At 63.1% G+C, this 23041-nt stretch carries 15 protein-coding genes; 3 read left to right on the top strand and 12 right to left on the bottom strand.

Annotation, left to right across the window (positions count from 1 at the left end; all coding sequences use genetic code 11):
• Positions 1-270: 270 nt before the first annotated feature.
• The 10 genes from bglA to G6N73_RS14090 all read right to left on the bottom strand — a co-directional run bounded on the left by bglA (position 271) and on the right by G6N73_RS14090 (position 16474).
• Entirely contained in the window at positions 271-1902 is a 1632-nt protein-coding gene (gene bglA / locus G6N73_RS14135; protein ID WP_165028573.1) for a beta-galactosidase BglA, read from the bottom strand.
• 25 nt (positions 1903-1927) lie between these two features.
• Entirely contained in the window at positions 1928-3925 is a 1998-nt protein-coding gene (gene glgX / locus G6N73_RS14130; protein ID WP_165028570.1) for a glycogen debranching protein GlgX, read from the bottom strand.
• 37 nt (positions 3926-3962) lie between these two features.
• Positions 3963-5591: an alpha-D-glucose phosphate-specific phosphoglucomutase gene (locus G6N73_RS14125; RefSeq protein ID WP_165028568.1), complete on the bottom strand. Its 1629-nt coding sequence runs from the start codon at positions 5589-5591 to the stop codon at positions 3963-3965.
• A complete protein-coding gene (gene glgA, locus G6N73_RS14120; RefSeq protein ID WP_165028566.1) occupies positions 5588-7039 on the bottom strand; it encodes a glycogen synthase GlgA in 1452 nt (483 codons plus the stop codon). The genes G6N73_RS14125 and glgA overlap by 4 nt, the downstream gene beginning before the upstream one ends.
• 113 nt (positions 7040-7152) lie before the next feature.
• On the bottom strand, positions 7153-8418 hold the full coding sequence (gene glgC / locus G6N73_RS14115) for a glucose-1-phosphate adenylyltransferase (protein ID WP_165028564.1): 1266 nt from the start codon (positions 8416-8418) through the stop codon (positions 7153-7155).
• 18 nt (positions 8419-8436) lie between these two features.
• Complete coding sequence (gene glgB / locus G6N73_RS14110; protein WP_165028562.1) at positions 8437-10653, bottom strand: 1,4-alpha-glucan branching protein GlgB; 2217 nt, start codon at positions 10651-10653, stop codon at positions 8437-8439.
• Between the two features lie 47 nt (positions 10654-10700).
• The gene (locus tag G6N73_RS14105) at positions 10701-13169 is read right to left on the bottom strand and encodes a glycogen/starch/alpha-glucan phosphorylase (protein ID WP_165028560.1); all 2469 of its coding nucleotides are present in this window, start codon (positions 13167-13169) and stop codon (positions 10701-10703) included.
• 126 nt (positions 13170-13295) lie between these two features.
• Positions 13296-14108, bottom strand: coding sequence for an ATP-binding cassette domain-containing protein (locus G6N73_RS14100; protein ID WP_206078847.1), 813 nt, complete (start codon positions 14106-14108; stop codon positions 13296-13298).
• On the bottom strand, positions 14084-15148 hold the full coding sequence (locus G6N73_RS14095) for an ABC transporter permease (RefSeq protein ID WP_165028556.1): 1065 nt from the start codon (positions 15146-15148) through the stop codon (positions 14084-14086). The genes G6N73_RS14100 and G6N73_RS14095 overlap by 25 nt, the downstream gene beginning before the upstream one ends.
• Before the next feature lie 291 nt (positions 15149-15439).
• A complete protein-coding gene (locus G6N73_RS14090; protein WP_343044623.1) occupies positions 15440-16474 on the bottom strand; it encodes a sugar ABC transporter substrate-binding protein in 1035 nt (344 codons plus the stop codon).
• A gap of 207 nt (positions 16475-16681) precedes the next feature.
• Here G6N73_RS14090 and G6N73_RS14085 point away from each other — a divergent pair, with 207 nt between their 5' ends.
• From G6N73_RS14085 to G6N73_RS14075, 3 genes are all read left to right on the top strand, one after another.
• On the top strand, positions 16682-17899 hold the full coding sequence (locus G6N73_RS14085; protein WP_165028552.1) for an ROK family protein: 1218 nt from the start codon (positions 16682-16684) through the stop codon (positions 17897-17899).
• Positions 17900-18017: 118 nt separating this feature from the next.
• Positions 18018-18941, top strand: coding sequence for a carbohydrate kinase family protein (locus tag G6N73_RS14080; protein ID WP_165028550.1), 924 nt, complete (start codon positions 18018-18020; stop codon positions 18939-18941).
• 224 nt (positions 18942-19165) lie between these two features.
• Complete coding sequence (locus G6N73_RS14075; protein WP_165028548.1) at positions 19166-20305, top strand: DegT/DnrJ/EryC1/StrS family aminotransferase; 1140 nt, start codon at positions 19166-19168, stop codon at positions 20303-20305.
• 12 nt (positions 20306-20317) lie between these two features.
• Here the strand turns inward: G6N73_RS14075 and cysQ are convergent, their stop codons facing one another.
• Complete coding sequence (gene cysQ / locus G6N73_RS14070) at positions 20318-21097, bottom strand: 3'(2'),5'-bisphosphate nucleotidase CysQ (protein ID WP_165028653.1); 780 nt, start codon at positions 21095-21097, stop codon at positions 20318-20320.
• A gap of 10 nt (positions 21098-21107) precedes the next feature.
• The gene (gene cysN, locus G6N73_RS14065) at positions 21108-23039 is read right to left on the bottom strand and encodes a sulfate adenylyltransferase subunit CysN (protein WP_165028545.1); all 1932 of its coding nucleotides are present in this window, start codon (positions 23037-23039) and stop codon (positions 21108-21110) included.
• Positions 23040-23041: the final 2 nt, after the last annotated feature.

Genomic DNA, 23041 nt, shown 5'->3' with positions numbered 1-23041 from the left:
CCACTCCATTCACGACAAGCAGGCTGGTGGCGAACACAGTCGCCTTCAGAACATTGTGAAGCATGCTACTCTCCCGGTTTGCCGCGGCCCCTCAGCCATGGCGAGCGTCGTTTTAAGCCCTGAAGCCGAAACCATTTCGGCTTCGTCGAGCGAGCCGGCGGTCGTTGGGGCCGCCGTTCTGGTTGGTGACACTAGCACCGGAAATTCTTAATTCAACCAGCGCGTAGCTCACGTAAAGGAAGCTGCCCGGAAAGGAACCCTGGGTTGAGGCTACTCCAGCCGCGCGACCAGCACGCCCAAGGGCGGCAACGATATCCGATCGCCATCGACCGCCGCAACGGGGCCGGGAAAATCGATCGGCGCGACCGTCCCCGCTCCGGCTGGGACACGCCACTCGGCGGCAATGCCGGCGAAGTTGAAAAGGCAAAGCAGCCGCTCGTTGCCAGTCTCGCGGATGAAGGCCAGTTGGTCCTTTCCAGCGTCGAGCAGTTCGATCCTGCCGACGGTCAGCGCCGGATGCTGTTTGCGGAACGCCAGCGTCGCACGATAGTGGGCCAAGACCGATCCGTGGTCGCTCTCCTGCACATCGACGGCGCGCGCCCGGTGATCGTCGGGGACCGGCAGCCAGGGCTTGGCGGTGGAGAAGCTGCCATTGGGCTCGTTCGAATCCCACACTATCGGCGTGCGGCAGCCGTCGCGGCCCTTGAATCCCGGCCAGAAGCGGATGCCGTAGGGATCGCGCAGATCCTCGAAGGCGAGCTCGGCTTCTTCCAGTCCGAGCTCCTCGCCCTGGTAGATGCAGATCGAGCCGCGCAGGCAAGCGAGCAGCGCGATCGAGAACCTTGCCGTCGCGTCGGCATCACCGCCCGGTTCCGTCCAGCGCGAGACGTGGCGGACTACATCGTGGTTGGAGAATGCCCAGCAGATCCAGCCATCGGCGACCGCCGCTTCGAAGGCCGTGATGCATTTGCGCACATAGGCCGCCGAAAAGTCCGGACCGAGCAGGTCGAAAGTGTAGCACATGTGAAGCTTGTCGCCGCCGGACGTATAGCTTGCCACCGTCTTCAGCGAGCGCCTGCCATCACCTACCTCTCCCACAGACGTCCGGCCGCCATATTCGTCCAGCAACGCCCGGAAGCGCTTCAGGAATTCCAGGTTCTCCGGCTGCGTCTTGTCGTAAAGGTGGTTCTGGTACTCGTAGGGATTGGTCTGTTTGGCTTTGGCCGCCTTGCTCACACGCAATGTGGGGTTGTCGCGCAATTGCCGGTCGTGAACATAGAAATTGACCGTATCCAGCCGAAAACCGTCGACGCCGCGTTCGAGCCAGAAGCGCACCGTTTTCAAAAGCGCGTCCTGCACATCCGGATTGTGGAAGTTCAGGTCCGGTTGTGAGGCCAGGAAATTGTGCAGATAATATTGCTTGCGGGTCGAGTCCCACTCCCAGGCCGGCCCGCCGAAGATCGACAGCCAGTTGTTCGGCGCCGTCCCGTCCGGCTTGGGATCGGCCCAGACATACCAATCGGACTTGGGATTGGTTCTGCTGGCGCGGCTTTCGATAAACCACGGATGCCGGTCCGACGAATGCGACAGCACCTGGTCGATGATGACCTTCAGTCCGTGGCGGTGCGCCGCTTCGATCAGCGCGTCGAAATCCTCGATCGTCCCGAACATCGGGTCGACGGCACAGTAGTCGGAGACGTCGTAGCCCATATCGGCCATGGGCGACTTGAAAAAGGGCGACAGCCAGATGGCGTCGACGCCGAGCGCGGCGATGTAGGGAACGCGCTGCGCGATGCCTCTGAGATCGCCGCTGCCATCTCCGGTCGTGTCCTGAAACGACCGCGGATAGATTTGATAGATGACGGCACCGCGCCACCAGTCCGCATTGTCCATCGCCGCCATTCTTCGCTCCTGACCTGAAAATCCGTTACCGCTGTGGCGCGCCGCGCTGGACCACAAACACGACGCTCCGGCCGGGAACAAGCACAACTGAGTCCCTGATGGTGGCCGGCAATCCCGGCGCCGCGCTCCACTGGAATCCAGCTCGCACCGGCAGCGCGAATTCGGCCGGCGTGATGGAGCCGTTGAAAGCCGCCGCGAAACGGCCGCCGGGCCTGTCGTCGAGCACCATCGAAAGCCTGCGACGCTCCGGATCGCTCCATCCCCTCTCGTCGAGCGGCTGCCCGGTTTCGTCCAGCCATTCGACATCGCGGAAGCCGTCCTGCGCATCCCCTGAAAGGAAGTCCACGTCGCGAAGCGCGGCTACGCTCCTGCGCATCGCCGACAGCGCGGCCACATGCCCCTCGATCTTTCTGTCCCGCCCGCTCCAGTCCAGCCAGGTGAGATCATTGTCTTGCGCGTAAGCGTTGTTGTTGCCAAGTTGCGTCCGCCCGAACTCGTCGCCGGCCGTCAGCATGATCGTGCCGCGCGAGGCAAACAGCGTCGACAGCATTGCCAAGACATCGGCCCGCCGCCGCGCGTCGATATCAGGATCGTCGGTCTCGCCCTCGACGCCATTGTTCCACGACAGGTTCTCGTCATGGCCGTCGCGGTTCTGTTCGCCATTGGCTTCATTGTGCTTGCGCTCGTAGCGGACGATGTCGGCCAGTGTCATGCCGTCATGCGCGGCAATGAAGTTCACGCTGCGCGTCCCAGCCACACCCTCGCCGGCGAAGACGTCGGATGACCCGGCAAGCCGCGTCGCCAGCGCCCCGATCATGCCGCGGTCGCCGCGCCAGAACCGCCTGATGTCGTCGCGATATTTGTCGTTCCATTCGAGAAAGGGCGTCGGGAAATTGCCAAGCTGATAGCCGCCGGGACCAATATCCCAAGGCTCGGCAATCAGGATTCTGTCCCGCAGGACGGGATCGTTCCTTATCGCAGCAAGAAGCGCCGCATTGGGATCGAAGCCGTCATCGGCGCGCCCCAGCACCGTCGCGAGATCGAAGCGGACCCCGTCGACGCCGGCATGAAGGACGAAATGCCTGAGCGTATCGAGTATCAGTTGCCGCGCCGCCGGATGGTCGCAGGCGATAGTGTTGCCGGTTCCGGTCTGGTTGACCAGCTTCCCGGAATTCCCTGGCCTGTGACGGTAGTATGCCTGGTTGTCCAGGCCGCGCAGCGACAGCGTCGGGCCAAGCTCGTCGCTCTCGCCGGTATGGTTGAAGACGAGGTCCAGGATGACGCCGATGCCAGCTTCGCGAAGCGCCGCCACCGTATCGCGCAATTCGGCGATGCCGCCAGGCGCCAGCCGTGGGTCGAGCGCCATGAACGAAACCGGGTTGTAGCCCCATGCATTGGTCAGCCCGAGCGGCGGCAAATGCCGCTCGTCGATCCAGGCGACCACCGGCATCAGTTCGACTGCAGAAACGCCGAGCTTCGAGAGGTGTTCGATGACGGCGGGATGGGCGAGCGCCGCGATCGTGCCGCGCTGCGCTTCGGGCACCGCCGGATGGCGCATTGTGAACGCCCGGACGGCAACCTCGTAGATCAGCTCGCCGGGTCTGAACAAAGGCGGCTTCGCGGCTATCGGCTGCGGCAGTTCGAGAGCCACGGCCTTCGGCATAAGCGGCGCGGTGTCCACTCCCTCCCCCCGTCCCGCCGAAAGACGCGGGTCGAAAACATAGGGTCGGTCGATAGACACCGCATACGGGTCCATCAGCAACTTTGCCGGGTCGAACCACAACCCGCGTTCGGGCGCATATTCACCGTCGGCGCGAAATCCGTAGCGTGTTCCAGCGTTCAGACCGGGCACCGTAAGCGCGAAAACGCCGTCGCCTTCCGGCAAAAGCTCGAGCCGTTCGATTTCGCGGTCGCCCGTGCCGTCGAAGATCGAAACCCAAAGCCGCACGGCAACGCCGGACCAGACGGAGAAGCGGATTCCGTCAGCGGCCGGGATGGCGCCTAAAGGGAGGCGAAAATTCATCAGAGAACAGCGCCGCCATTGGCTGTCATCTGCAACCTCACGTAATGACGCTCGGCTTTTCCCGCCCGGTATGGCGGCGGATGCCTGCGATCTCGTCCGCCGCCGCTACTAGCTCGGCGAGCGCCTCCTGCGTGTCGAGATCGTGGCGTGCGGGGTCGGGCTCGTAGCGCTCGACATAGAGTCGGAGCGTTGCGCCGGACGTGCCGGTGCCGGAAAGCCGGAATACAGCGCGCGAGCCGCCCTCGAACATGACCCGGACGCCCTGATTCTTGCTCACCGAGCCGTCGATCGGATCGTGATAGGCAAAGTCATCGGCGGCAGCGATCTTCATGCCGCGAACGACGGCTCCGGGTAGCGCTGGCAGCCGACCACGCAGTTCAGTCATCAGCCGGTTGGCGGCTTCGATCTCGACCTCTTCGTAGTCGTGCCGCGAATAGTAGTTCCGGCCATAGGTCGCCCAGTGCTTGGCCGCGATGTCGCGAGCGCTCTCGCCACGCACCGCCAGTATGTTCAGCCACAGCAGCACGGCCCAGAGCCCATCCTTCTCGCGGACGTGATCGGAGCCGGTGCCCGCACTTTCCTCGCCGCAGATCGTCGCCATACCGGCATCGAGCAGATTGCCGAAGAACTTCCAGCCGGTCGGCGTCTCATACATGCCGATGCCGAGCTTTTCGGCGACGCGGTCTGCCGCACCACTGGTCGGCATGGAGCGGGCGATGCCTTTCAGCCCGGCCTTGTAGCCCGGCGCCAGATGCGCGTTGGCGGCGAGCATCGCCAGCGAGTCCGACGGCGTGATGAAGATGCCCCTGCCGATGACCAGGTTTCGGTCGCCGTCGCCGTCGGACGCCGCTCCGAAATCCGGCGCGTCGTCGCCCATCATCTCGTCATACAGCGCCTTGGCGTGGACGAGGTTCGGATCGGGGTGATGGCCGCCAAAATCCGGCAGCGGCACGAAATTGCGCGCAGTGCCGGCCGGCGCGCCGAGCCGTTTTTCCAGTATCTCCTTGGCGTAGGGTCCGGTCACCGCGTGCATGGCGTCGAACGCCATGCGGAACCCGCCTTTGAACATCTTCCGGATCGCGTCGAAGTCGAACAGCGTCTCCATCAATTCGGCGTAGTCGGCGACCGGGTCGATCACCTCCACTTTCATGCCGCCAGCATCGACCGAGCCGAGACGGTCGAGGTCGACCGGGCCGATGTCTGCGACCAGGAAGCGCGAAATCGCCTTGGAGCGCTCGAAGATCGCGTCGGTCAGCTTTTCGGGCGCCGGGCCGCCATTGCCGGCATTGTATTTGATGCCGAAATCCTCGTGCGGACCGCCGGGATTATGGCTGGCCGACAGGATCAGGCCGCCAAACGCCTTGTATTTGCGGATGATGTGCGATGCGGCCGGCGTCGACAGGATGCCGCCCTGCCCGACGATCACGCGGCCGAAGCCGTTGCCGGCAGCCATTGCGATGGCTTTCTGGATGACCTCGCGGTTGAAGTAGCGGCCGTCGCCGCCGAGCACCAGCGTCTGGCCCTGAAAGCCTTCGAGGGAATCGAAAACCGACTGGATGAAATTCTCGGCATAATGTTCCTGCTGGAAAACCGGGACTTTCTTGCGCAAGCCGGAGGTGCCCGGCTTCTGGTCGCTGAATGGTTTGGTTTCGACTGTTCTTGTCATCCGCCAGGCTGCCCTTTCGCTATCAAGTATTTGTAGAGCTGAACGTATTTTTGGGCGCTACGATCCCATGAAACATCGGATTTCATGCCCTGTTTCTGTATCGCCGCCCATACGGCTGAATCGGCATGCGCCGAGACCATTCGCCGAATCGCGTGACCGAGAGCAGCCGCGCTTTCCGGCGCGAACTGAAATCCCGTCGCCACCCCGGCCGCTATCGCCGCCTCGTTGGCGTCGATCACCGTGTCGGCGAGGCCGCCGGTGCGGGCCACGATGGGAACGCAGCCATAGCGCAGCCCGTAAAGCTGCGTCAGCCCGCAGGGCTCGAAGCGAGATGGTATGACGATGGCGTCGCAGCCGCCCTGCATCATGTGCGACAAGGCCTCGTCGTAGCCGACGACAATGCCGACGCGGCCGCGGTGCCGTGCGGCGCCGGCCAGCAGCGCGCCTTCCAGACCCTGGTCGCCGGAGCCGAGCACCGCGAGCCTCGCGCCGGCCGCGACAAGGTCGTCGAGCGACCCGGCCAGTATATCCATGCCCTTCTGCCAGGTCAGCCGGCTGACGACGCAGACGATCGGGCTGTCGTCGGAAACCAGATTGAAGCGGTCTTCGACAGCCTTGCGGTTGGCCTTGCGCGCCCTGAGCGATTTCGATGAATAGTTCGCCATGAGGTGCGGATCGGTCGCCGGATTCCAGATTTCAGTGTCGATGCCGTTGACGATGCCGTGCAGATCGCCTGCGCGCAGATTGAGGAGACCGTCGAGCCCCATGCCAAAGGCCGGCGTACAGATTTCCTGCGCATATGTAGGGCTCACGGTGGTGATCGCGGTCGCGGCCTGCAGGCCGGCTTTCAGGAAGCCGACGCCGCCATAATATTCGACGCCGTCCAACGCCATGGCCGGTGCCGGCAACCCCAACTCCGGAAATATCGCGGCGGCGAACTGCCCCTGGAAGGCCAGATTGTGGACGGTCATGACGGACGGAACGGTGCCGGCCTCTCCGTAGCGCATGTAAGCGAGCGTCATCGCCGATTGCCAGTCATGCACGTGGACGAGGTCGGGCGCATAGCCTGAAATCGCGCCGCCCGCGATGTCCGCGCCAACCTGGCTCAGCGCGGCGAACCGCCGCCAATTGTCCGGCCAGTCGGCACCAGTCGCATCGCCGTATGGCCCTCCCGCGCGGTCGAACAAATGCGGCGCGTCGAGCACGAAGAGTTCCAGGCCGGAAACAGTGGCGGCATGAATAGAGGCTTTGCCGCCCTGCAAGTTCGGATATTGATGCAGCGCCTTCTTTTTCCTGAAGGCGCTCAGCACCGTCGGGTAGCCCGGGATGAGCGTGCGCGTCGTCACGCCCTGCCCGGCCAGCGCCACCGGCAGTGCTCCGGCAACGTCGGCGAGCCCGCCGGTCTTGATCAGCGGAAATATCTCCGGCGTGACGGCAAGCACCTGCATTCAGCGTCCCCAATGCAAGCACGGGGGACAGTTTACTTTTTTCTGCCCGCGCCAGCCTTGAAGCGTTTCGGCCTTTCTGCGGAAAGAAAGTAAACTGTCCCCGGCACTCACTCTCAGCTCTCCAGCCTGTCGATCATCTCCTGCGTGATCAGGCAGATGCCTTTTTCAGATACGCGGAAGCGCTTGGCGTCGAGCACCGGGTCTTCGCCGACCACCAGCCCCTCGGGGATTTTCACGCCATGGTCGATGACGACCCGCCGAAGGCGCGCGCTGCGCCCGACATAGCAGTCGGGGAGCATGACGACTTCCTCGAGCGTCGAATAGGAATTGATGCGTGCACCGGTGAAGATCAGGCTGCGCCTCAGCGAAGCGCCGGAAATGATGCAGTCGCCCGAAACGAGTGAGGATATTGCCTCGCCGCGCCTGCCATCCTCGTCATGGACGAACTTTGCCGGCGGCTTCAGTTCGGCATAAGTCCAGATCGGCCAATCGCGGTCGTAAAGGTCCAGTTCCGGCGTGATATCGGTCAGGTCGATATTCGCCTCCCAATAGGCGTCCACAGTTCCGACATCGCGCCAATACGCCTCGTTTTCCGCAGTCGAACGCACGCATGACTTGGCGAAGCGGTGCGCAATCGCCTTACCGTGCTTGACGATGTAAGGGATGATGTCCTTGCCGAAGTCGCGGCTGGAATCCGGCTCGGCGGCGTCGCGACGCAACTGGTCCATCAGGAACTTCGTCCTGAAAACATAGATGCCCATGGAGGCGAGCGCGTAGTCGGGCTTGTCCGGGATGCCGGGCGGGTCGGCGGGCTTTTCGATGAAGGAGATGATGTTGTCCTTCTTGTCGACGTGCATCACGCCGAAGCCGGTCGCCTCCATGCGTGGTACTTCGAGGCAGCCCACCGTCACATCGGCGTTGGCCTCGACGTGCTGGCGCAGCATCATCTCATAGTCCATCTTGTAGATGTGGTCGCCAGCCAGAACCACCATGTATTCCGGGCCGTAGCTCTCGATTATGTCGATGTTCTGGTAAACCGCGTCGGCGGTGCCCTCATACCACTGCGTTTCCGAAACGCGCTGGCTCGCCGGCAGGATGTCGAAGCTCTCATTGCGCTCGGGCCGCAAGAAATTCCAGCCACGCTGCAGGTGGCGGATCAGCGAATGCGCCTTGTACTGCGTCGCGACGCCGAGGCGGCGAATGCCGGAATTCAGGGCATTCGAAAGGGCGAAATCGATGATCCGCGTCTTGCCGCCGAAATAGACGGCCGGCTTAGCGCGGCGGTCGGTCAGTTCCTTAAGGCGGCTGCCGCGCCCGCCAGCCAGCACATAGGCCATCGCGTCGCGCGCCAGCGGTTGGCTCAGTTTCATGTCCGCCATGTTACCCTCCCAATCTACTCATTCCGGCATGCATTCGAGCATGATCGTGGCCAGCGGCGGAAGAAGCAGGGTGCCAAAGATCCCGCCTCCAGCACTTTCCGTCGCCACGACCACACCCGCATTTCCCTTGCCCGACCCGCCATAATCGGTGGCGTCGGTGTTCATGACCTCGCGCCACCGCCCCGCAGCCGGCAGCGGAATACGGTAGTTTTCGCGCGGCACAGGCGTGAAGTTCGAGATCACGGCGACCGGATTGCCGCTCGGAGCTGTACGCAGCCAGGCAAACACCGAGTTCTGGCTGTCATCGACAACCAGCCAGGAAAAGCCCTCCGGCTCGCAATCGCGCGCATGAAGAGCCGGGCGCGAGCGGTAGAGATAGTTGAGATCGCGCACCAACTGCCGCACGCCGCGATGCGGCGCATGGTCGAGAACCTGCCAGTCGAGTTGCCTGGCTTCGCTCCATTCGTCGCGCTGGGCGAACTCTTGTCCCATGAACAGAAGCTTCTTTCCGGGATAGCCCCACATGAAGGCGTAGTAGGCGCGCAGGGTCGCAAATTTCTGCCAGTCGTCGCCGGCCATCTTGGTAAGCAGCGAGCGTTTGCCGTGCACCACCTCGTCGTGTGAGAGCGGCAGCACGAAATTTTCGCTGAAGGCGTAAACCAGCCCGAAAGTGATCTCGCCATGGTGGTGCTTGCGGTGGATCGGCTCCTTCGCGAGATATTCCAGCGTGTCGTTCATGAAGCCCATGTTCCACTTGAAGCCGAAGCCCAGCCCGCCTTCGTGCACGGGCTGCGACACTTTCGGCCACGAAGTGGACTCTTCGGCGATGGTGATGACGCCCGGATGCGCGCCATAGACGGCGATGTTCATCTTCTGCAGGAACTTCACCGCTTCGAGATTCTCGCGCCCGCCAAGCTCATTGGGGATCCACTCCCCCGCCTTGCGCGAATAGTCGAGGTAGAGCATCGAGGCGACCGCATCGACGCGCAGGCCGTCGAGATGGTATTTCTCGGCCCAGAACAGCGCATTGTTGACCAGGAACGACACGACCTCGCGCCGGCCGAAATTGTAGATTGCGGTGTTCCAGTCGGGATGAAAGCCCTTGCGCGGGTCGGCGTGCTCGTAGAGTGCGGTGCCGTCGAACCAGATCAGGCCGTGCTCGTCGACCGGGAAATGCGCCGGCACCCAGTCCAGTATCACGCCGACGCCCGCCCGATGCGCGCCATCGACAAAGCGCGCAAAGCCTTCCGGCTCGCCGAATCGTGCAGTGGGTGCGTAAAGTCCGGTCGTCTGGTAGCCCCATGACGGATCATAGGGATGCTCGGTGATCGGCATGAACTCGATGTGCGTGAAGCCGGTATCGACGACATAGGGGATCAGCCGGTCGGCGAGTTCGTCCCACGACAGAAAGGAGCCGTCCGGATGGCGCTGCCACGAGCCAGCGTGCACCTCGTAGATCGAGATGGGTTCACGCCGGATGTTCGCGTCCCGCCAGAACGCCTTGTGCTCCTCGTCGCCCCATTCGTGCCGAAGCGGCGGGGTGGTCACCGAAGCCGTCGCCGGCCGCAGTTCCGAGCGGAAAGCGAACGGATCGGCCTTCAAGGGCAGTTTTTCGCCCTTCGGCCCGATGATCTCATATTTATACGGCCGGCCCGCGCCGAGATCGGGCACGAACACTTCCCAGATGCCGGTATCGATGCGGTGACGCATGGAATGGCGGCGGCCGTCCCATTCGTTGAAGTCACCGACGACCGAGACGCGTTGGGCATTGGGCGCCCAGACCGCGAAATGCACGCCTGACGCGCCTTCATGGGAGATGAGATGCGCGCCAAGCTTGTCAAAAAGCCTGAGATGCGAGCCTTCGGCGATGAAGTAGTCGTCCATGGGCCCCAGGACCGGCCCGAACGAATAGGGGTCGGTCAGCCGCCATTCTCCACCGGCGTTTCTCGCCAGGTATTTCAGTGGCTGGCGCTTGCGGATCGTCAGCTTGCCCTCGAAGAACCCGGCGTCGTGAACGCGGGCAAGCTCGCCTGCCTTCTTTCCCTGAAGCGTGAAGGCGGTCACGAATTCCGCGTGCGGCACGAAACAGCGCGCCACCAGCCTGCCGCCTGCTTCGTGAACTCCCAAGACCGAAAACGGATCGCCATGCCTGCCCGAAACAATCGCCTCGACATCGCCGCGCGCGGTGAGGCCGGGCAGCTCTTTCGTCGCGGCGGTCGCACGCGGCTTCTTCATGGTCGGCGCCCCTCCTCAGGCTTCCGCACTACGGTCAGGAAATCACATCATGCCGGGACGTTCCAGATTTCGTTGGCATATTGGCGAATTGTGCGGTCCGATGAGAACCATCCCGTTCGCGCGACGTTGCGGATTGCCCTGGCATACCAATCTGGACTGTCGCGCCAGACGGCGTCGACCTGGCGCTGCGCGTCGGCGTAGGCGTCGAAATCGGCCGCAACCATGAACCAGTCATGCTGGTAGAGGCCATCCATCAGGTCGCGATAGCGATTGCGGTCGTCGGGCGAAAAGACGCCTGACGAGATCGCCGCCAGCGCCTGCGAAAGTTCCGGCGAGCCCTCGATGACCGAACGCGGCGCATAGCCATTGTCGCGCCGCTCGGCGACGTCGGCGGCGGTCAGGCCGAAGATGAAGATGTTGTCGTCGCCAACGCACTCCTTGATCTCGACATTCGCGCCGTCAAGCGTGCCGATGGTTAGGGCGCCGTTCAGGGCGAACTTCATGTTGCCGGTGCCGGAAGCCTCCATGCCGGCGGTCGAAATCTGCTCGGACAGGTCGGCGGCGGGAACCATGATCTCGGCCGTGCTGACATTGTAGTTCGGCACGAACACCACCTTCAGCAGCCCCCGCACCGCCGGATCGCGGTTGATCACCTTGGCCACGTCGTTGGCCAGTTTGATGATCAGCTTGGCGTTATGATAGCTGGGCGCCGCCTTGCCGCCGAAGAATTTTACGCGCGGCATCCAATCGCGTTCGGGATGCGAACGGATCTGGTCGTAGAGCGCCACGGCCTCGATAATGTTCAGGAGCTGGCGCTTGTATTCGTGGATGCGTTTGATCTGGATATCGAACAGCGCCGACGGATCGACCCTGACGCCCTGGCGCTCCATCACCAGCGACGCCAGCCGCTCCTTGTTGGCGCGCTTTACCGACGCGAACTGCTCGCGGAACGAGGCGTCCTCGGCAAACCTGTCCAGTTCCTCCAGCGCGTCGATGTCGTCCAGGAAGCGGTCGCCGATCGCCTCACGGATGAGCGTCGTCAGCCCGGGATTGCTCTGGAACAGCCAGCGTCGTGGCGTGATGCCGTTGGTCTTGTTGTTGATGCGCTCGGGATAGAGCCGGTGGAGGTCGGCGAACACCGTTTCCTTCATCAATTCGGTGTGCAGCGCCGACACGCCGTTGATCGAGTGGGAACCGGCAAAGGCCAGATTGCCCATGCGGACCCGGCGCTCGCCATTCTCCTGGATCAGCGAGATGCGGCTGATCTCCTCGCCGCTGAACTGATCCGAGGCGCGCGCTTCAAGCAGGATCTCGGCGTTGATCGCGTAGATGATCTGCATGTGCCGCGGCAGCAGCCGCTCGAACAGCGGCACCGCCCAGCTTTCCAGCGCCTCGGGCAGCAGCGTGTGGTTGGTGTAGGCGAAGGTCCGCTTGCTGATGTCCCATGCAGTATCGAAATCGAGCAGATGCACATCCATCAGGAGCCGTATCAGCTCGGTGACGGCAATTGCTGGATGGGTATCGTTGAGGTGGATCGCCGCCTTGTCGGGCAACGACAGCAGGTCGCCATACTGGCTGAGATGGCGCTGGATGATGTCCTGGAGGGAGGCGGTGGAGAAGAAATACTCCTGCCGCAGCCGCAGTTCCTGGCCGGCTTCGCTCGAATCGGCGGGATAGAGCACGCGAGACAGCGCATCGGCCTTGTTGCTCTCACGCAGCGCGCCGATGTGGTCGCCGGCGTTGAAGGCGTCGAGCAGGATCGGATCGATGGGCATTCCCGACCACAACCGCAGCGTGTTGACGCGGGCGCCGCGCCAGCCGACGACGGGCGTGTCGTAAGCGACGGCCAGCAACCGGTCATGCGGCTTCCAGACATGGCGCTCCAGGCGTCCGTCCTTGCTGGTCACCGACTCGACCGTTCCGCCGAAGCCAACCTCGAAGGAGCGTTCCCGCCGTTCGAACTCCCATGGATTGCCGTGATCGAGCCAGGTCTCGGGCAATTCGACCTGCCAGCCGTCGTGGATTTCCTGGCGGAACATGCCGTTGGCATAGCGGATGCCATAGCCATGCGCCGGCACGCCGACGGTCGCCATGCTTTCCATGAAGCAGGCGGCAAGCCGCCCCAGGCCGCCATTGCCGAGTGCGGCATCGGGCTCCAGCGCGGCAATCACGTCCAGGTCGACGCCGAGCGTTGCGAGCGCCTCGCGCATTGCGTCCATCACGCCGAGATTGGAGAACGCATCCCGCATCAGCCGGCCGATCAGGAATTCCAAGGACAGATAATAGACGCGCTTGGCGCCCGCTTCGTACGCCTCCTTGGTGGATTCGTGCCAGCGGTCGACGATTCGATCGCGCACCACCTTGATCGCAGCGGTCAGCCAGTCCTCGCGCGTTGCGACCGCCGCATCCTTGCCGACCCTGTATTTCAGGGCTTGCAGGATTTCGGCAGCGAGTGCTTTGGGGTCGGAGTTTGTCAAATTCAGCCGTGGGAGTTCGGTTGTCTTTACAAGCGTCATATCGCCTCTTGAGCGTTTTCGAATTGGAGCCCCGTCAAAGCGGCGTAGCTCCAGATTCCTCCCACTTTTATGCTATCCGATCTCGCGGCAAGCACAATCGATTAAAATCGCCGTTGGCGATTACTGCTACGCCGCAAGCGCCTCCTCGGGCGGCTTCTTGGCGCCAGTCATCAAGGCGACGGCATCCGACATCGAGATCAGCTTGGGATCGACCACGCAGAGACGCCGGCCGAGCCTGTGGATATGGATGCGGTCGGCGACCTCGAACACGTGCGGCATGTTGTGCGAGATGAGTACGATCGGCAGGCCGCGCCGCTTCACGTCCAGGATGAGTTCCAAAACGCGGCGCGATTCCTTGACGCCGAGCGCCGCCGTGGGCTCGTCCATGATCACCACCTTCGAGCCGAACGCCGCCGCACGCGCGACGGCGACGCCCTGGCGCTGTCCTCCCGAAAGCGTTTCGACGGCTTGGCCGATGTTCTGGATGGTCATCAGGCCCAGTTCTGTCAGCTTTTCCCGAGCGCGCTTTTCCATGGCCGGGCGGTCCAGCATCCTGAACCACCGGCCGAGAAAGCCGGGCTTGCGTATCTCGCGCCCGAGAAACATGTTGTCGGCGATCGAGAGCGCAGGCGACAGGGCGAGGTTCTGATAGACCGTCTCGATGCCGGCGTCGCGCGCTTCCATCGGTGACCGGAAATTGATGACCTCGCCGTTCAGGCGGATCTCGCCCTCGTCGGGATGGACTGCGCCGGAGATCGCCTTGATCAGCGAGGATTTGCCGGCGCCGTTGTCGCCGATCACCGCCAGGATCTCGCCCGGATAGAGGTCGAAATCGGCATTGTCGAGCGCGGTGACGCGGCCATAGCGCTTGGTCAGCCCGCGCGCGGTGAGCAGCGGTTGCGTGGTGGTCATGGCTACACCGAAACCTTTCTGATCCATTGGTCGATGGCGACGGCGCCGATGATGAGCACGCCGGTCAGAAGCACTTTCCATTGCGGATCGGCGCCGAGCATGTTGAGGCCCATCGAGACGACGCCGACGATCATTGCGCCGAACAGCGTGCCGAGGATCGAGCCGCGCCCGCCAAACAGCGATATGCCGCCGATGACCGTCGCGGTGATGGCCTGCAGATTGTAGTCGGTGACCGCCCAGGAAGGGGAGATCGAACCGTTGCGGCCGATCGCGACCCATGCGGCGAACGCAGCGATCAGCCCGGCCAGGGCATAGACCGCCATCAAAACCTTTTTCGTCTCAATGCCCGAAAGCTTCGCCGCCTCGGGATCGTCGCCAACCGCGTAGACGTGCCTCCCCCAGGCGGTATGGTTGAGGACGTACCAGAGGATAAGAACTAGAACCACCATGGCGATAACGCCCAGGGTCAGCACCGCATTTCCGACCTTGATGCTCGTCCCGAACAGATGCAGGAGCGGCGCCTGGGCAGCAACGTCCGCATCGCGGATCGTCTCGTTGGCGGAGTAGATGAAATTCGTCGCCATGATGATGTTCCACGTTCCCAGCGTCACAATGAAGGGGGGCAGTTTCACATAGGCGACCAAAGCCCCATTCAGCAGTCCGCAAAGCGCGCCGACCACAAGACCAACCGGGACCGCAATAATCGTGGGCCAGCCGTAGCCCACGGCGAAATTGCCCATGACGACCGCCGAGATCACCATCACGACGCCGATCGACAGGTCGATGCCCGCCGTCAGGATCACCAGTGTCTGCGCCGCGCCTAGAATGCCGACCACAGCTATCTGCTGGAGGATCAAGGTAAGCGTATAGGAGGAGAAGAACCGTCCGCCGATGCTCAGGCCGAAAACGACGATGGCCAGCAAAAGCACGATCAGCGGGACCGCCGCCGGCGTCGAGTGCAGGAAATGCTGTATCCGCGTCACGAACGATGCGCCGTGATCCTCGAACGCCGCGACCGACGTGTCGCTGCCCGACAGAACCTTTTCGAATTCTTGAGCCTCGGCCATGCTACCTACCTCCCGTCGCGCGAACGCGTGGCGTTTCCTGCCGAAAGCCGCCGGTCTTTGCCGGCGTAAGAAATTCGGCGAAATGTATCGTCAGTCTAAACCGGTCGGGGATCAAGCCCCGACCGGGTAGGCGATTCGAAGGCTCGTCAAAAGCCGGATGAGAATTCGCTCCGGTGAGTCAGATGGCGGATGGCTTCGAGAACCGGCGCGGAGCGGACATAAGTCCGTGAGCACCGGAAGCGTAGAAGACGCCGTCAGATGGCCGTCGGAGTAGAATTCACATCGGCTTTTTCAGCCCCAGCACTTCGCCGTGCCTTCTTTGGTATCGATCGACTGGACGCCTTCGGCCGGCTTGTCGGTCACCAGATTGACGCCGGTATCGAAGAATTCCTTGCCTTCGGTCGGCTTGGGCTTGGTGCCGTCCTTGGCGAAGGCGGCGATCGCCTCGATGCCGAGCGCGGCCATCTGGAGCGGATATTGCTGGGACGTGGCGCCGATCACCCCCTCGGCTACTGATTTCACGCCGGGGCAGCCGCCGTCGACCGAAACGATCAGCACGTTGCCTTCCATGCCGACGGCCTTGAGCGCCTGGTAGGCGCCGACGGCGGCAGGTTCGTTGATGGTGTGGATGACGTTGATCGACGGATCCTTCTGCAAGAGGTTTTCCATAGCCTTGCGGCCGCCTTCCTCGTTGCCGTTGGTGACGTCGTGGCCGACGATGCGCGGATCGTCCTCGTCGCCGATCTTGTTCACGTCCTTGGTGTCGATGCCGAAGCCCGCCATGAAGCCCTGGTCGCGCAGCACGTCGACGGTCGGCTGGTCCGGCGTCAGGTCGAGGAAGCCGATCTTCGCATCCTTCGCCCCGTCGCCCAGCGTCGCGGCAGCCCACGCGCCGATCAGCCGGCCCGCCTCGAAGTTGTCGGTCGCAAAGGTCGCGTCGGCGGCGTCGAGCGGATCAAGCGGGGTGTCGAGCGCGATGACCAGAATGCCGGCGTCGCGCGCCTTCTTGACCGTCGAGACGATGCCCTTGGTGTCGGACGCCGTGATCAGGATGCCCTTGGCGCCGTCGGCGATGCAGCTTTCGATCGCAGCGACTTGGCTTTCCGAATCGCCGTCGACCTTGCCGGCGTATGCCTTCAACGTGATGCCCAGTTCCGCCGCCTTAGCGGTGGCGCCTTCCTTCATCTTGACGAAGAACGGATTGGTGTCGGTCTTGGTGATGAGGCAGGCGCTGACATCGGCAGCGGAAGCCGAGGGCGCGAAAGCCAGAAGAGCGGCGGCGGCGGCACCGAAAACGGTGGATTTCAGAAGTGCGGTTTTGGTCACGGTTATCCTCCCAGTGAAAACACGACCGATGCCGAAAGCCGGCATCTTTCCAGATGTCGAGGCGCTGTCGCCCCGGCAATCTCGTATCAGAAAACAGCAGCCAAATTGGTTTGTCAATAATTAAATCACTCTTATTTATTATTGACAGGCCGGAGATTGCTGGTCATTCTTGCGAAAAAGACAAGAACGAGCAATCGGGAGGAATAGGTGCAATCCGGCGATCTCAGGCACGGTTCGCGCGAACTGGGGGAGAGCCGGTTTCATCATGGCACGAACCAGAGCGGAATGAGGGACCATAACGAGCGGCTCGTGCTCTCGCTCGTTCGCCGCCATGGCAGCCTCGCCAAGTCCGACATTGCGCGCATGACCAAGCTTTCTGCGCAGACCGTCTCGGTGATCATGCGCGAACTCGAGGACGACGGGCTGCTCCTGCGCGAAGAGCCGGTGCGTGGAAAGATCGGCCAGCCGTCGATCCCGATGTCACTCAACCCCGAAGGGGCCTATTTCCTTGGGCTGAAGATCGGCCGGCGCAGCGCCGAACTCGTGCTGATCGATTTCCTCGGCAATGTCCGCGCGATGCTCCAGCATTCCTATCACTTTCCCGCGCCCGAGGAGACGATCGAGTTCGTCAAATCCGGCATCGCGGAGCTGCGCGCCAGCCTCGACGAGGAGCAGCACAAGCGCATCGCCGGTCTAGGCATCGCCATGCCCTTTGAGCTCTGGAACTGGGCGGAAACAGCCGGAGCGCCGCGCGAGATAATGGACCAGTGGCGTCATCTCGACATTCGCGAGCGGATTCGTCAGCAGTGCGATTTCCCTGTTTATCTGCAAAACGATGCGACATCGGCATGCGGCGCCGAACTGGTGTTCGGGCAAAGCGGACAGCTGCGCGACTTCGTTTATTTTTACATCGGCGCGTTTGCCGGCGGCGGGCTGGTTCTGAACGGCCGGCTTTATACCGGCCCCAGCGGCAATGCCGGCGCATTGGGTTCGATGCCGGTGCCCGGCCCGGACGGCTGTCCCATCCAGCTGATCGATGTGGCGTCCATCGCCATTCTTGAACGCACGCTCAACGGCAAGGGCGTCGACGCATCGCATCTGTGGACCTCTCCGGAAGATTGGGGCGACATCGGTCCCGACCTGGATTCGTGGATGTCGACCGCGGCGGACGCGCTTGCCTATGCCATCGTCGCGGCCTCCGCCGTGATCGATTTCGAAGCTGCGATTATCGATGGCTGGATGCCGGAGCCGATCCGCAAGCGGTTGGTCGAAGCGGTCAAGACATCGCTGCAGAAGGTCGATGTGGAAGGGCTGACGGTCCCGCTGGTTCGAGAGGGCACGGTCGGCATACATGCGCGCGCGCTCGGCGGCGCAAGCCTGCCGCTGTCGGAGCGCTTCCTCATCGGCGACACGCGGCTTTCCTGAGGATAGCGAAGATGCCGCCCGGATCGCCCGTGCTGGCCGGTTGCCGGTTCGCCGCGCCAGGCGTTATTGCTATCGCCAGCCGCCCGTATCGGGCGCGTAGACGTCGGAGTTGGAAATAATGATCCTGTGTTGTGGCGAAGCGCTCATCGACATGCTGCCTCGCGAAAGCACAGCGGGGGAAGCGGCATTCGCGCCTTACGCCGGCGGAGCGATCTTCAACACGGCGATCGCGCTCGGGCGGCTCGGCGTACCGGTCGAGTTCTTCTCCGGCCTGTCGTCGGACCTGTTCGGCCAGCAGATCCGCGAGGTGCTGGCCTCCAGCAATGCGGGCTCCCGCTATGCCGACGTTTCGGCGCGGCCAACCACACTGGCGTTCGTGCGGCTGGCCGACGGTCACGCGACCTACACCTTCTACGATGAGAACACAGCCGGCCGCATGCTCACCGAAGCCGACCTTCCGCTTCTTGGCGATGATGTCGAGGCGATGCTGTTCGGCGCGATCAGCCTGATCCCGGAGCCATGCGGCTCGACGTACGAGGCGCTGATGAAGCGGGAAGCTGACCGGCGCGTGACGATGCTCGACCCCAATATCCGGCCAGGCTTCATTCCCGACAAGGAAAAGCACAATGACCGCATACGCCGGATGATGGCGCTGGCAGACATCATCAAGCTTTCCGACGAGGATCTCGCCTGGTTTGGAAACGAGGGCTCCGAGGAAGTCCAGGTGCGCAAATGGCTCGAAAGCGGGCCCAAGCTTATCGTCGTGACCCATGGCAGCAAGGGCGCTGTCGGCTACACCAAGCGCCACACCGTTTCCGTAATGCCCGAACGTGTCACGGTCGTCGACACTGTGGGTGCAGGCGACACCTTCAACGCAGGCATACTCGCGTCGTTGCACGATGGCGGCCTGTTGTCGAAAACCGCCCTGGAAGAGCTTTCCGAACAGGCCATTCGCGACGCGCTCACGCTCGGAGCCAAGGCTGCGGCCATCACGGTATCGCGCGCCGGCGCAAATCCGCCCTGGCGGCATGAAATCGCCTGAAGACGTCGAACCTGCATCACTTTATGTTTCCGGAGGTTCCGTAAACGTCAGCCTCGGCAAGCAGAATGTGCCCTTATGCGCCGGATTCCGCGGCCCATGCTCACATCAGCCGGTAACGCGCGACGCCGCGCCGCGGCAATGCAGTCCCGCCTTGCGCTTTCTTGGCCAAATCAACTCATGCTATCAGCGGCGCGAGATCTGACAGGGCACGTTTCGGAGCAGGCATGCAGTTTATCGACCTCGGCGCGCAGCGCGAAAGAATTCGGGACCGGCTGAAGGCGGCGATCGACCGGGTGGTCGATGACGGCCGCTACATTCTCGGGCCGGAGGTCACCGAGTTCGAGAACCAGCTCGCCGCCTATGTCGGCGTCAAGCACGTGGTTGCCTGCGCCAACGGCACGGACGCACTGCTTCTGCCGCTCTACGCCTCGGGCATCGGGCCGGGCGATGCCGTGTTCGTGCCGAGCTTCACATTCGCCGCGACGGCCGAGGTCGTTGCGCTCGCCAAGGCCGAGCCGGTCTTCGTCGATGTCGACGCGGACACCTACAATATCGATATCGCCAGCCTCGAAGCGGCGATCGCCATGGTCAAGAAAGAGGGCCGGTTGACGCCGCGGGCAATCATTCCGGTCGATTTGTTCGGGCTCGGCGCCGACTACGCGGCAATCTCGGAGATCGCCGAGCGCGAAAACCTGCTGGTGATCGAGGACGCCGCGCAGGCGATCGGCGGCTCGACTGGAGGCCGTATGTGCGGCTCCTTCGGGAGCGTCGGCGCGACGAGCTTCTATCCGGCCAAGCCGCTCGGATGCTACGGCGATGGCGGCGCCATGTTCACCAATGACGACGAGATGGCGGCAAAGCTCCGCTCCTTCGCCTTCCATGGCAAGGGCGAGACCCAGTACGACAACATCCATGTCGGCCTGAATTCACGGCTGGATACGTTGCAGGCTGCCATCCTGATTGAAAAGCTCGCCATCCTCGAGGACGAAATGGTCGCGCGCCAAGCCGTGGCCGAGCGCTATCGCGGCGCTCTGCACAATTTGGTCAAGACCGCCCATGTGCCGGAAGGCAGCCGCTCGGCCTGGGCGCAATACGCCATCGAGACGCCGTACCGCGACGAACTCAAGGCTCACCTCCAGGAACAGGGCATTCCTTCGGTCATTTATTATGTGAAGCCGCTGCACCAGCAGGTGGCGTACCGGAAATACCCTGTCGCGCCGGGCGGGCTGCCCGTCTCAGAATCGCTGCCCAAGCGGATTCTCTGCCTGCCCATGCATCCCTACCTCACGGTCAAGGACCAGGACCGGATCGTCGGCGCGATCCGCAGCTTCATCGAAACCAAGACCGCGCAGGCGGCCGAATAACCAGCCAACGGCCTATGAAATGCTGCCGCTGGCGATGAAGGACGGATTGGCGTAGTCGGCCTCACCCGGCTGGCTGCGCTTCCCGTAGGCCAGCGGCCTGCCATCGGTGGTGCAGGTCATGCCGCCTGCCGCGCGCAAAATCGCGTCGCCGGCCGCCGTGTCCCACTCCATCGTGCGGCCGAAACGCGGATAGACATCCGCTTCGCCGCCGGCGATCAGGCAGAATTTCAGCGACGATCCGACCGAAACGATCTCCGCCGCCTCGATGCCTCTTATGAACTCGTCGGTCTCGGGCGTGCGATGCGAGCGGCTGGCAACGATGGTCAGCGGCGTCCTGCCCTCGCGCACGAAAATCCTGCGGCGCCCGACAATGTCGTACTCCGGCGAGACCTCGATCGATTCCGCCCTGCCCGGCCGGCCGGAAAAGAATCGTCCGCTGCACGGCGCATAGACGACGCCGATTTCCGGAGCGCCTTGTCGGACGAGCGCGATATTGACCGTGAAGTCGCTGTTGCGGTTGACGAATTCCTTCGTCCCGTCGAGCGGGTCGATCAGGAAGAACGTCTGCCCGGGATCACGCGGCGCAAGTCCCTCGGCGGCCTCCTCTTCCGCCACGCAAGGGATGTCCGGGTATTCTGCGCGCAGGCCCGCAAGGATGAGCTCTTCGCTCGCCCGGTCCGCCACCGTCACCGGCGAGGCGTCAAGCTTGTGTTCGACCGATATGCCGGCATGGAACACGTCCATGACCAAACGCCCGGCCGCAAGCGCCAGGCGCTCGAAGTGCGCCAGCATCGCCTCGTCGTCAGATGCCGCCGCCGTCGTATTGTTGATCTGCAATATCGCGCTCGCTCAGCCAGCTTTCGAGTATCTCTACCATCTCTTCCGGAGACTTGCCGAGCGTCTGAAGGTGAATTTCCGGATTTTCCGGTCGCTCGTAAGGAGAATCTAGCCCGGTGAAGTTCTTGATCTCGCCGCCGAGCGCCTTCGCATAAAGCCCTTTCGGATCGCGCGCGGCGCATTCCTCGAAAGGCGTGTCGACGAACACCTCCATGAACTCGCCCTCGCCCATCATCTCCCGCGCCATGCGGCGCTCGGCGCGAAACGGCGAGATGAAGGAGACGATCACCATCAGGCCGGCGTCCACCATCAGCCGCGCCACTTCGGCGACGCGGCGGATGTTTTCGACACGGTCCTCGTCCGTGAAGCCGAGATCGCGGTTCAGCCCGTGGCGGACATTGTCGCCGTCGAGAATGTAGGTGTGGCGGCCGCTCGCATGCAGCTTCTTTTCGAGCAGATTAGCAATGGTCGACTTGCCCGAACCCGAAAGCCCGGTGAACCAGAGGACCCCCGGCTTCTGGTTCTTGGCCGCGGCGCGGGCGCTCTTCGTCACCTCCAGCGACTGCCAGTGGATGTTGTCGGCGCGGCGCAGCCCATGCAGAATCATGCCGGCCCCGACCGTCGCATTGGTGATGCGGTCGATGAGGATGAACGCGCCGGTGGTGCGGTTTTCAGCGAAGCTGTCGAAGGCGATCGGCGACTGCGCCGAGATGTTGACGACGCCGACCTCGTTCATCGCCAGCGATTTCGCAGCCTCCTGCGCGAAGTCGTTGACATTGACGCGGTATTTTAAATCCGAAACGGTCGCGTTCGCCTGGTCGGTTTCGGTGCGCAATATGTAGGAGCGGCCCGGCAGAAGCGCCTGCTCGTCGAACCAGACCAGGTTGGCCGCGAACTGATCGGCGATCTGCGGCCGTGCTTCGGGCGCGACCAGCAGGTTGCCGCGCGAGACTTCGACCTCGTCTTCCAGGACGATGGTGACCGCCTGCCCCTCCACTGCCCGTTCGAGATCGCCGCCCTGCGCGACGATGCGCTTGACGCGCGATTGCTTGCCGGACTTCGCGACAACGACTACGTCGCCCTCCGCGACCGAACCCGAAGCGACCGTTCCCGCGAAGCCGCGGAAATCGAGATTCGGCCGGTTCACATACTGCACGGGAAACCGGAGCGGCTGTTCGCTCGCTTCGTCGACCGCCACCGTTTCGAGGTGGTCGATGAGGGTCGGGCCGGCATACCAACCGGTCTGCGCAGAGCGGCGGGAGACGTTGTCGCCGAAGCGAGCCGACATCGGGATCGGCACGATGGACAAAAAGCCGAGATCCTTGGCGAACTCCGTGTAGTCGGCGACGATCCTGGCAAACACGTCGCTGTCGAAGCCGACCAGATCGATCTTGTTGACCGCAAGCACCACGTGGCGGATGCCGAGAAGCGAAGCGATGATCGAATGGCGGCGCGTCTGGCGCAGCACGCCCTGCCTGGCGTCGACCAGCACAATCGCCAGATCGGCGGTCGAGGCGCCCGTGGCCATATTGCGGGTATATTGTTCGTGTCCGGGCGTGTCGGCCACGATGAATTTTCGCTTGGGCGTGGCGAAGAACCGGTAGGCGACGTCGATCGTGATGCCCTGCTCGCGCTCGGCTTCCAGCCCGTCCACCAGCAAAGCGAAATCGATGTCGTCGCCGGTCGTGCCGTGCTTCTTCGAATCGCGCTCAAGCGTGGCGAGCTGATCCTCGAAAATCTGCTTGGTGTCGGACAGCAAGCGTCCGATCAGCGTCGACTTGCCGTCGTCGACCGAACCGCACGTCAGGAAGCGCAGCAGCGACTTCTGTTCCTGGTCGGCGATGAACTCGCGAACGGTATCCGCCGCAACGAGGTTTTCTGCCAGTATGCGGCGCATTC

This window comes from Allomesorhizobium camelthorni, assembly GCF_011045125.1.
In the GTDB taxonomy this organism is placed as follows: domain Bacteria; phylum Pseudomonadota; class Alphaproteobacteria; order Rhizobiales; family Rhizobiaceae; genus Allomesorhizobium; species Allomesorhizobium camelthorni.
The sequence above is the reverse complement of the archived record's forward strand: the minus strand, read 5'-3'. Positions and strand labels throughout refer to the sequence as shown.

What these genes read in the sequence shown, in the direction of transcription:
- G6N73_RS14105 (WP_165028560.1), bottom strand. Translation starts at nt 13,169, where the DNA reads ATGACGCTTGTAAAGACAACCGAACTCCCACGGCTGAATTTGACAAAC.
- bglA (WP_165028573.1), bottom strand. Translation starts at nt 1,902, where the DNA reads ATGGCGGCGATGGACAATGCGGACTGGTGGCGCGGTGCCGTCATCTAT.
- cysQ (WP_165028653.1), bottom strand. Translation starts at nt 21,097, where the DNA reads ATGCTGGCGCACTTCGAGCGCCTGGCGCTTGCGGCCGGGCGTTTGGTC.
- cysN (WP_165028545.1), bottom strand. Translation starts at nt 23,039, where the DNA reads ATGCGCCGCATACTGGCAGAAAACCTCGTTGCGGCGGATACCGTTCGC.
- glgC (WP_165028564.1), bottom strand. Translation starts at nt 8,418, where the DNA reads ATGGCGGACATGAAACTGAGCCAACCGCTGGCGCGCGACGCGATGGCC.
- G6N73_RS14100 (WP_206078847.1), bottom strand. Translation starts at nt 14,108, where the DNA reads ATGGATCAGAAAGGTTTCGGTGTAGCCATGACCACCACGCAACCGCTG.
- glgX (WP_165028570.1), bottom strand. Translation starts at nt 3,925, where the DNA reads ATGAATTTTCGCCTCCCTTTAGGCGCCATCCCGGCCGCTGACGGAATC.
- G6N73_RS14095 (WP_165028556.1), bottom strand. Translation starts at nt 15,148, where the DNA reads ATGGCCGAGGCTCAAGAATTCGAAAAGGTTCTGTCGGGCAGCGACACG.
- glgB (WP_165028562.1), bottom strand. Translation starts at nt 10,653, where the DNA reads ATGAAGAAGCCGCGTGCGACCGCCGCGACGAAAGAGCTGCCCGGCCTC.
- glgA (WP_165028566.1), bottom strand. Translation starts at nt 7,039, where the DNA reads ATGCAGGTGCTTGCCGTCACGCCGGAGATATTTCCGCTGATCAAGACC.
- G6N73_RS14075 (WP_165028548.1), top strand. Translation starts at nt 19,166, where the DNA reads ATGCAGTTTATCGACCTCGGCGCGCAGCGCGAAAGAATTCGGGACCGG.
- G6N73_RS14125 (WP_165028568.1), bottom strand. Translation starts at nt 5,591, where the DNA reads ATGACAAGAACAGTCGAAACCAAACCATTCAGCGACCAGAAGCCGGGC.
- G6N73_RS14080 (WP_165028550.1), top strand. Translation starts at nt 18,018, where the DNA reads ATGATCCTGTGTTGTGGCGAAGCGCTCATCGACATGCTGCCTCGCGAA.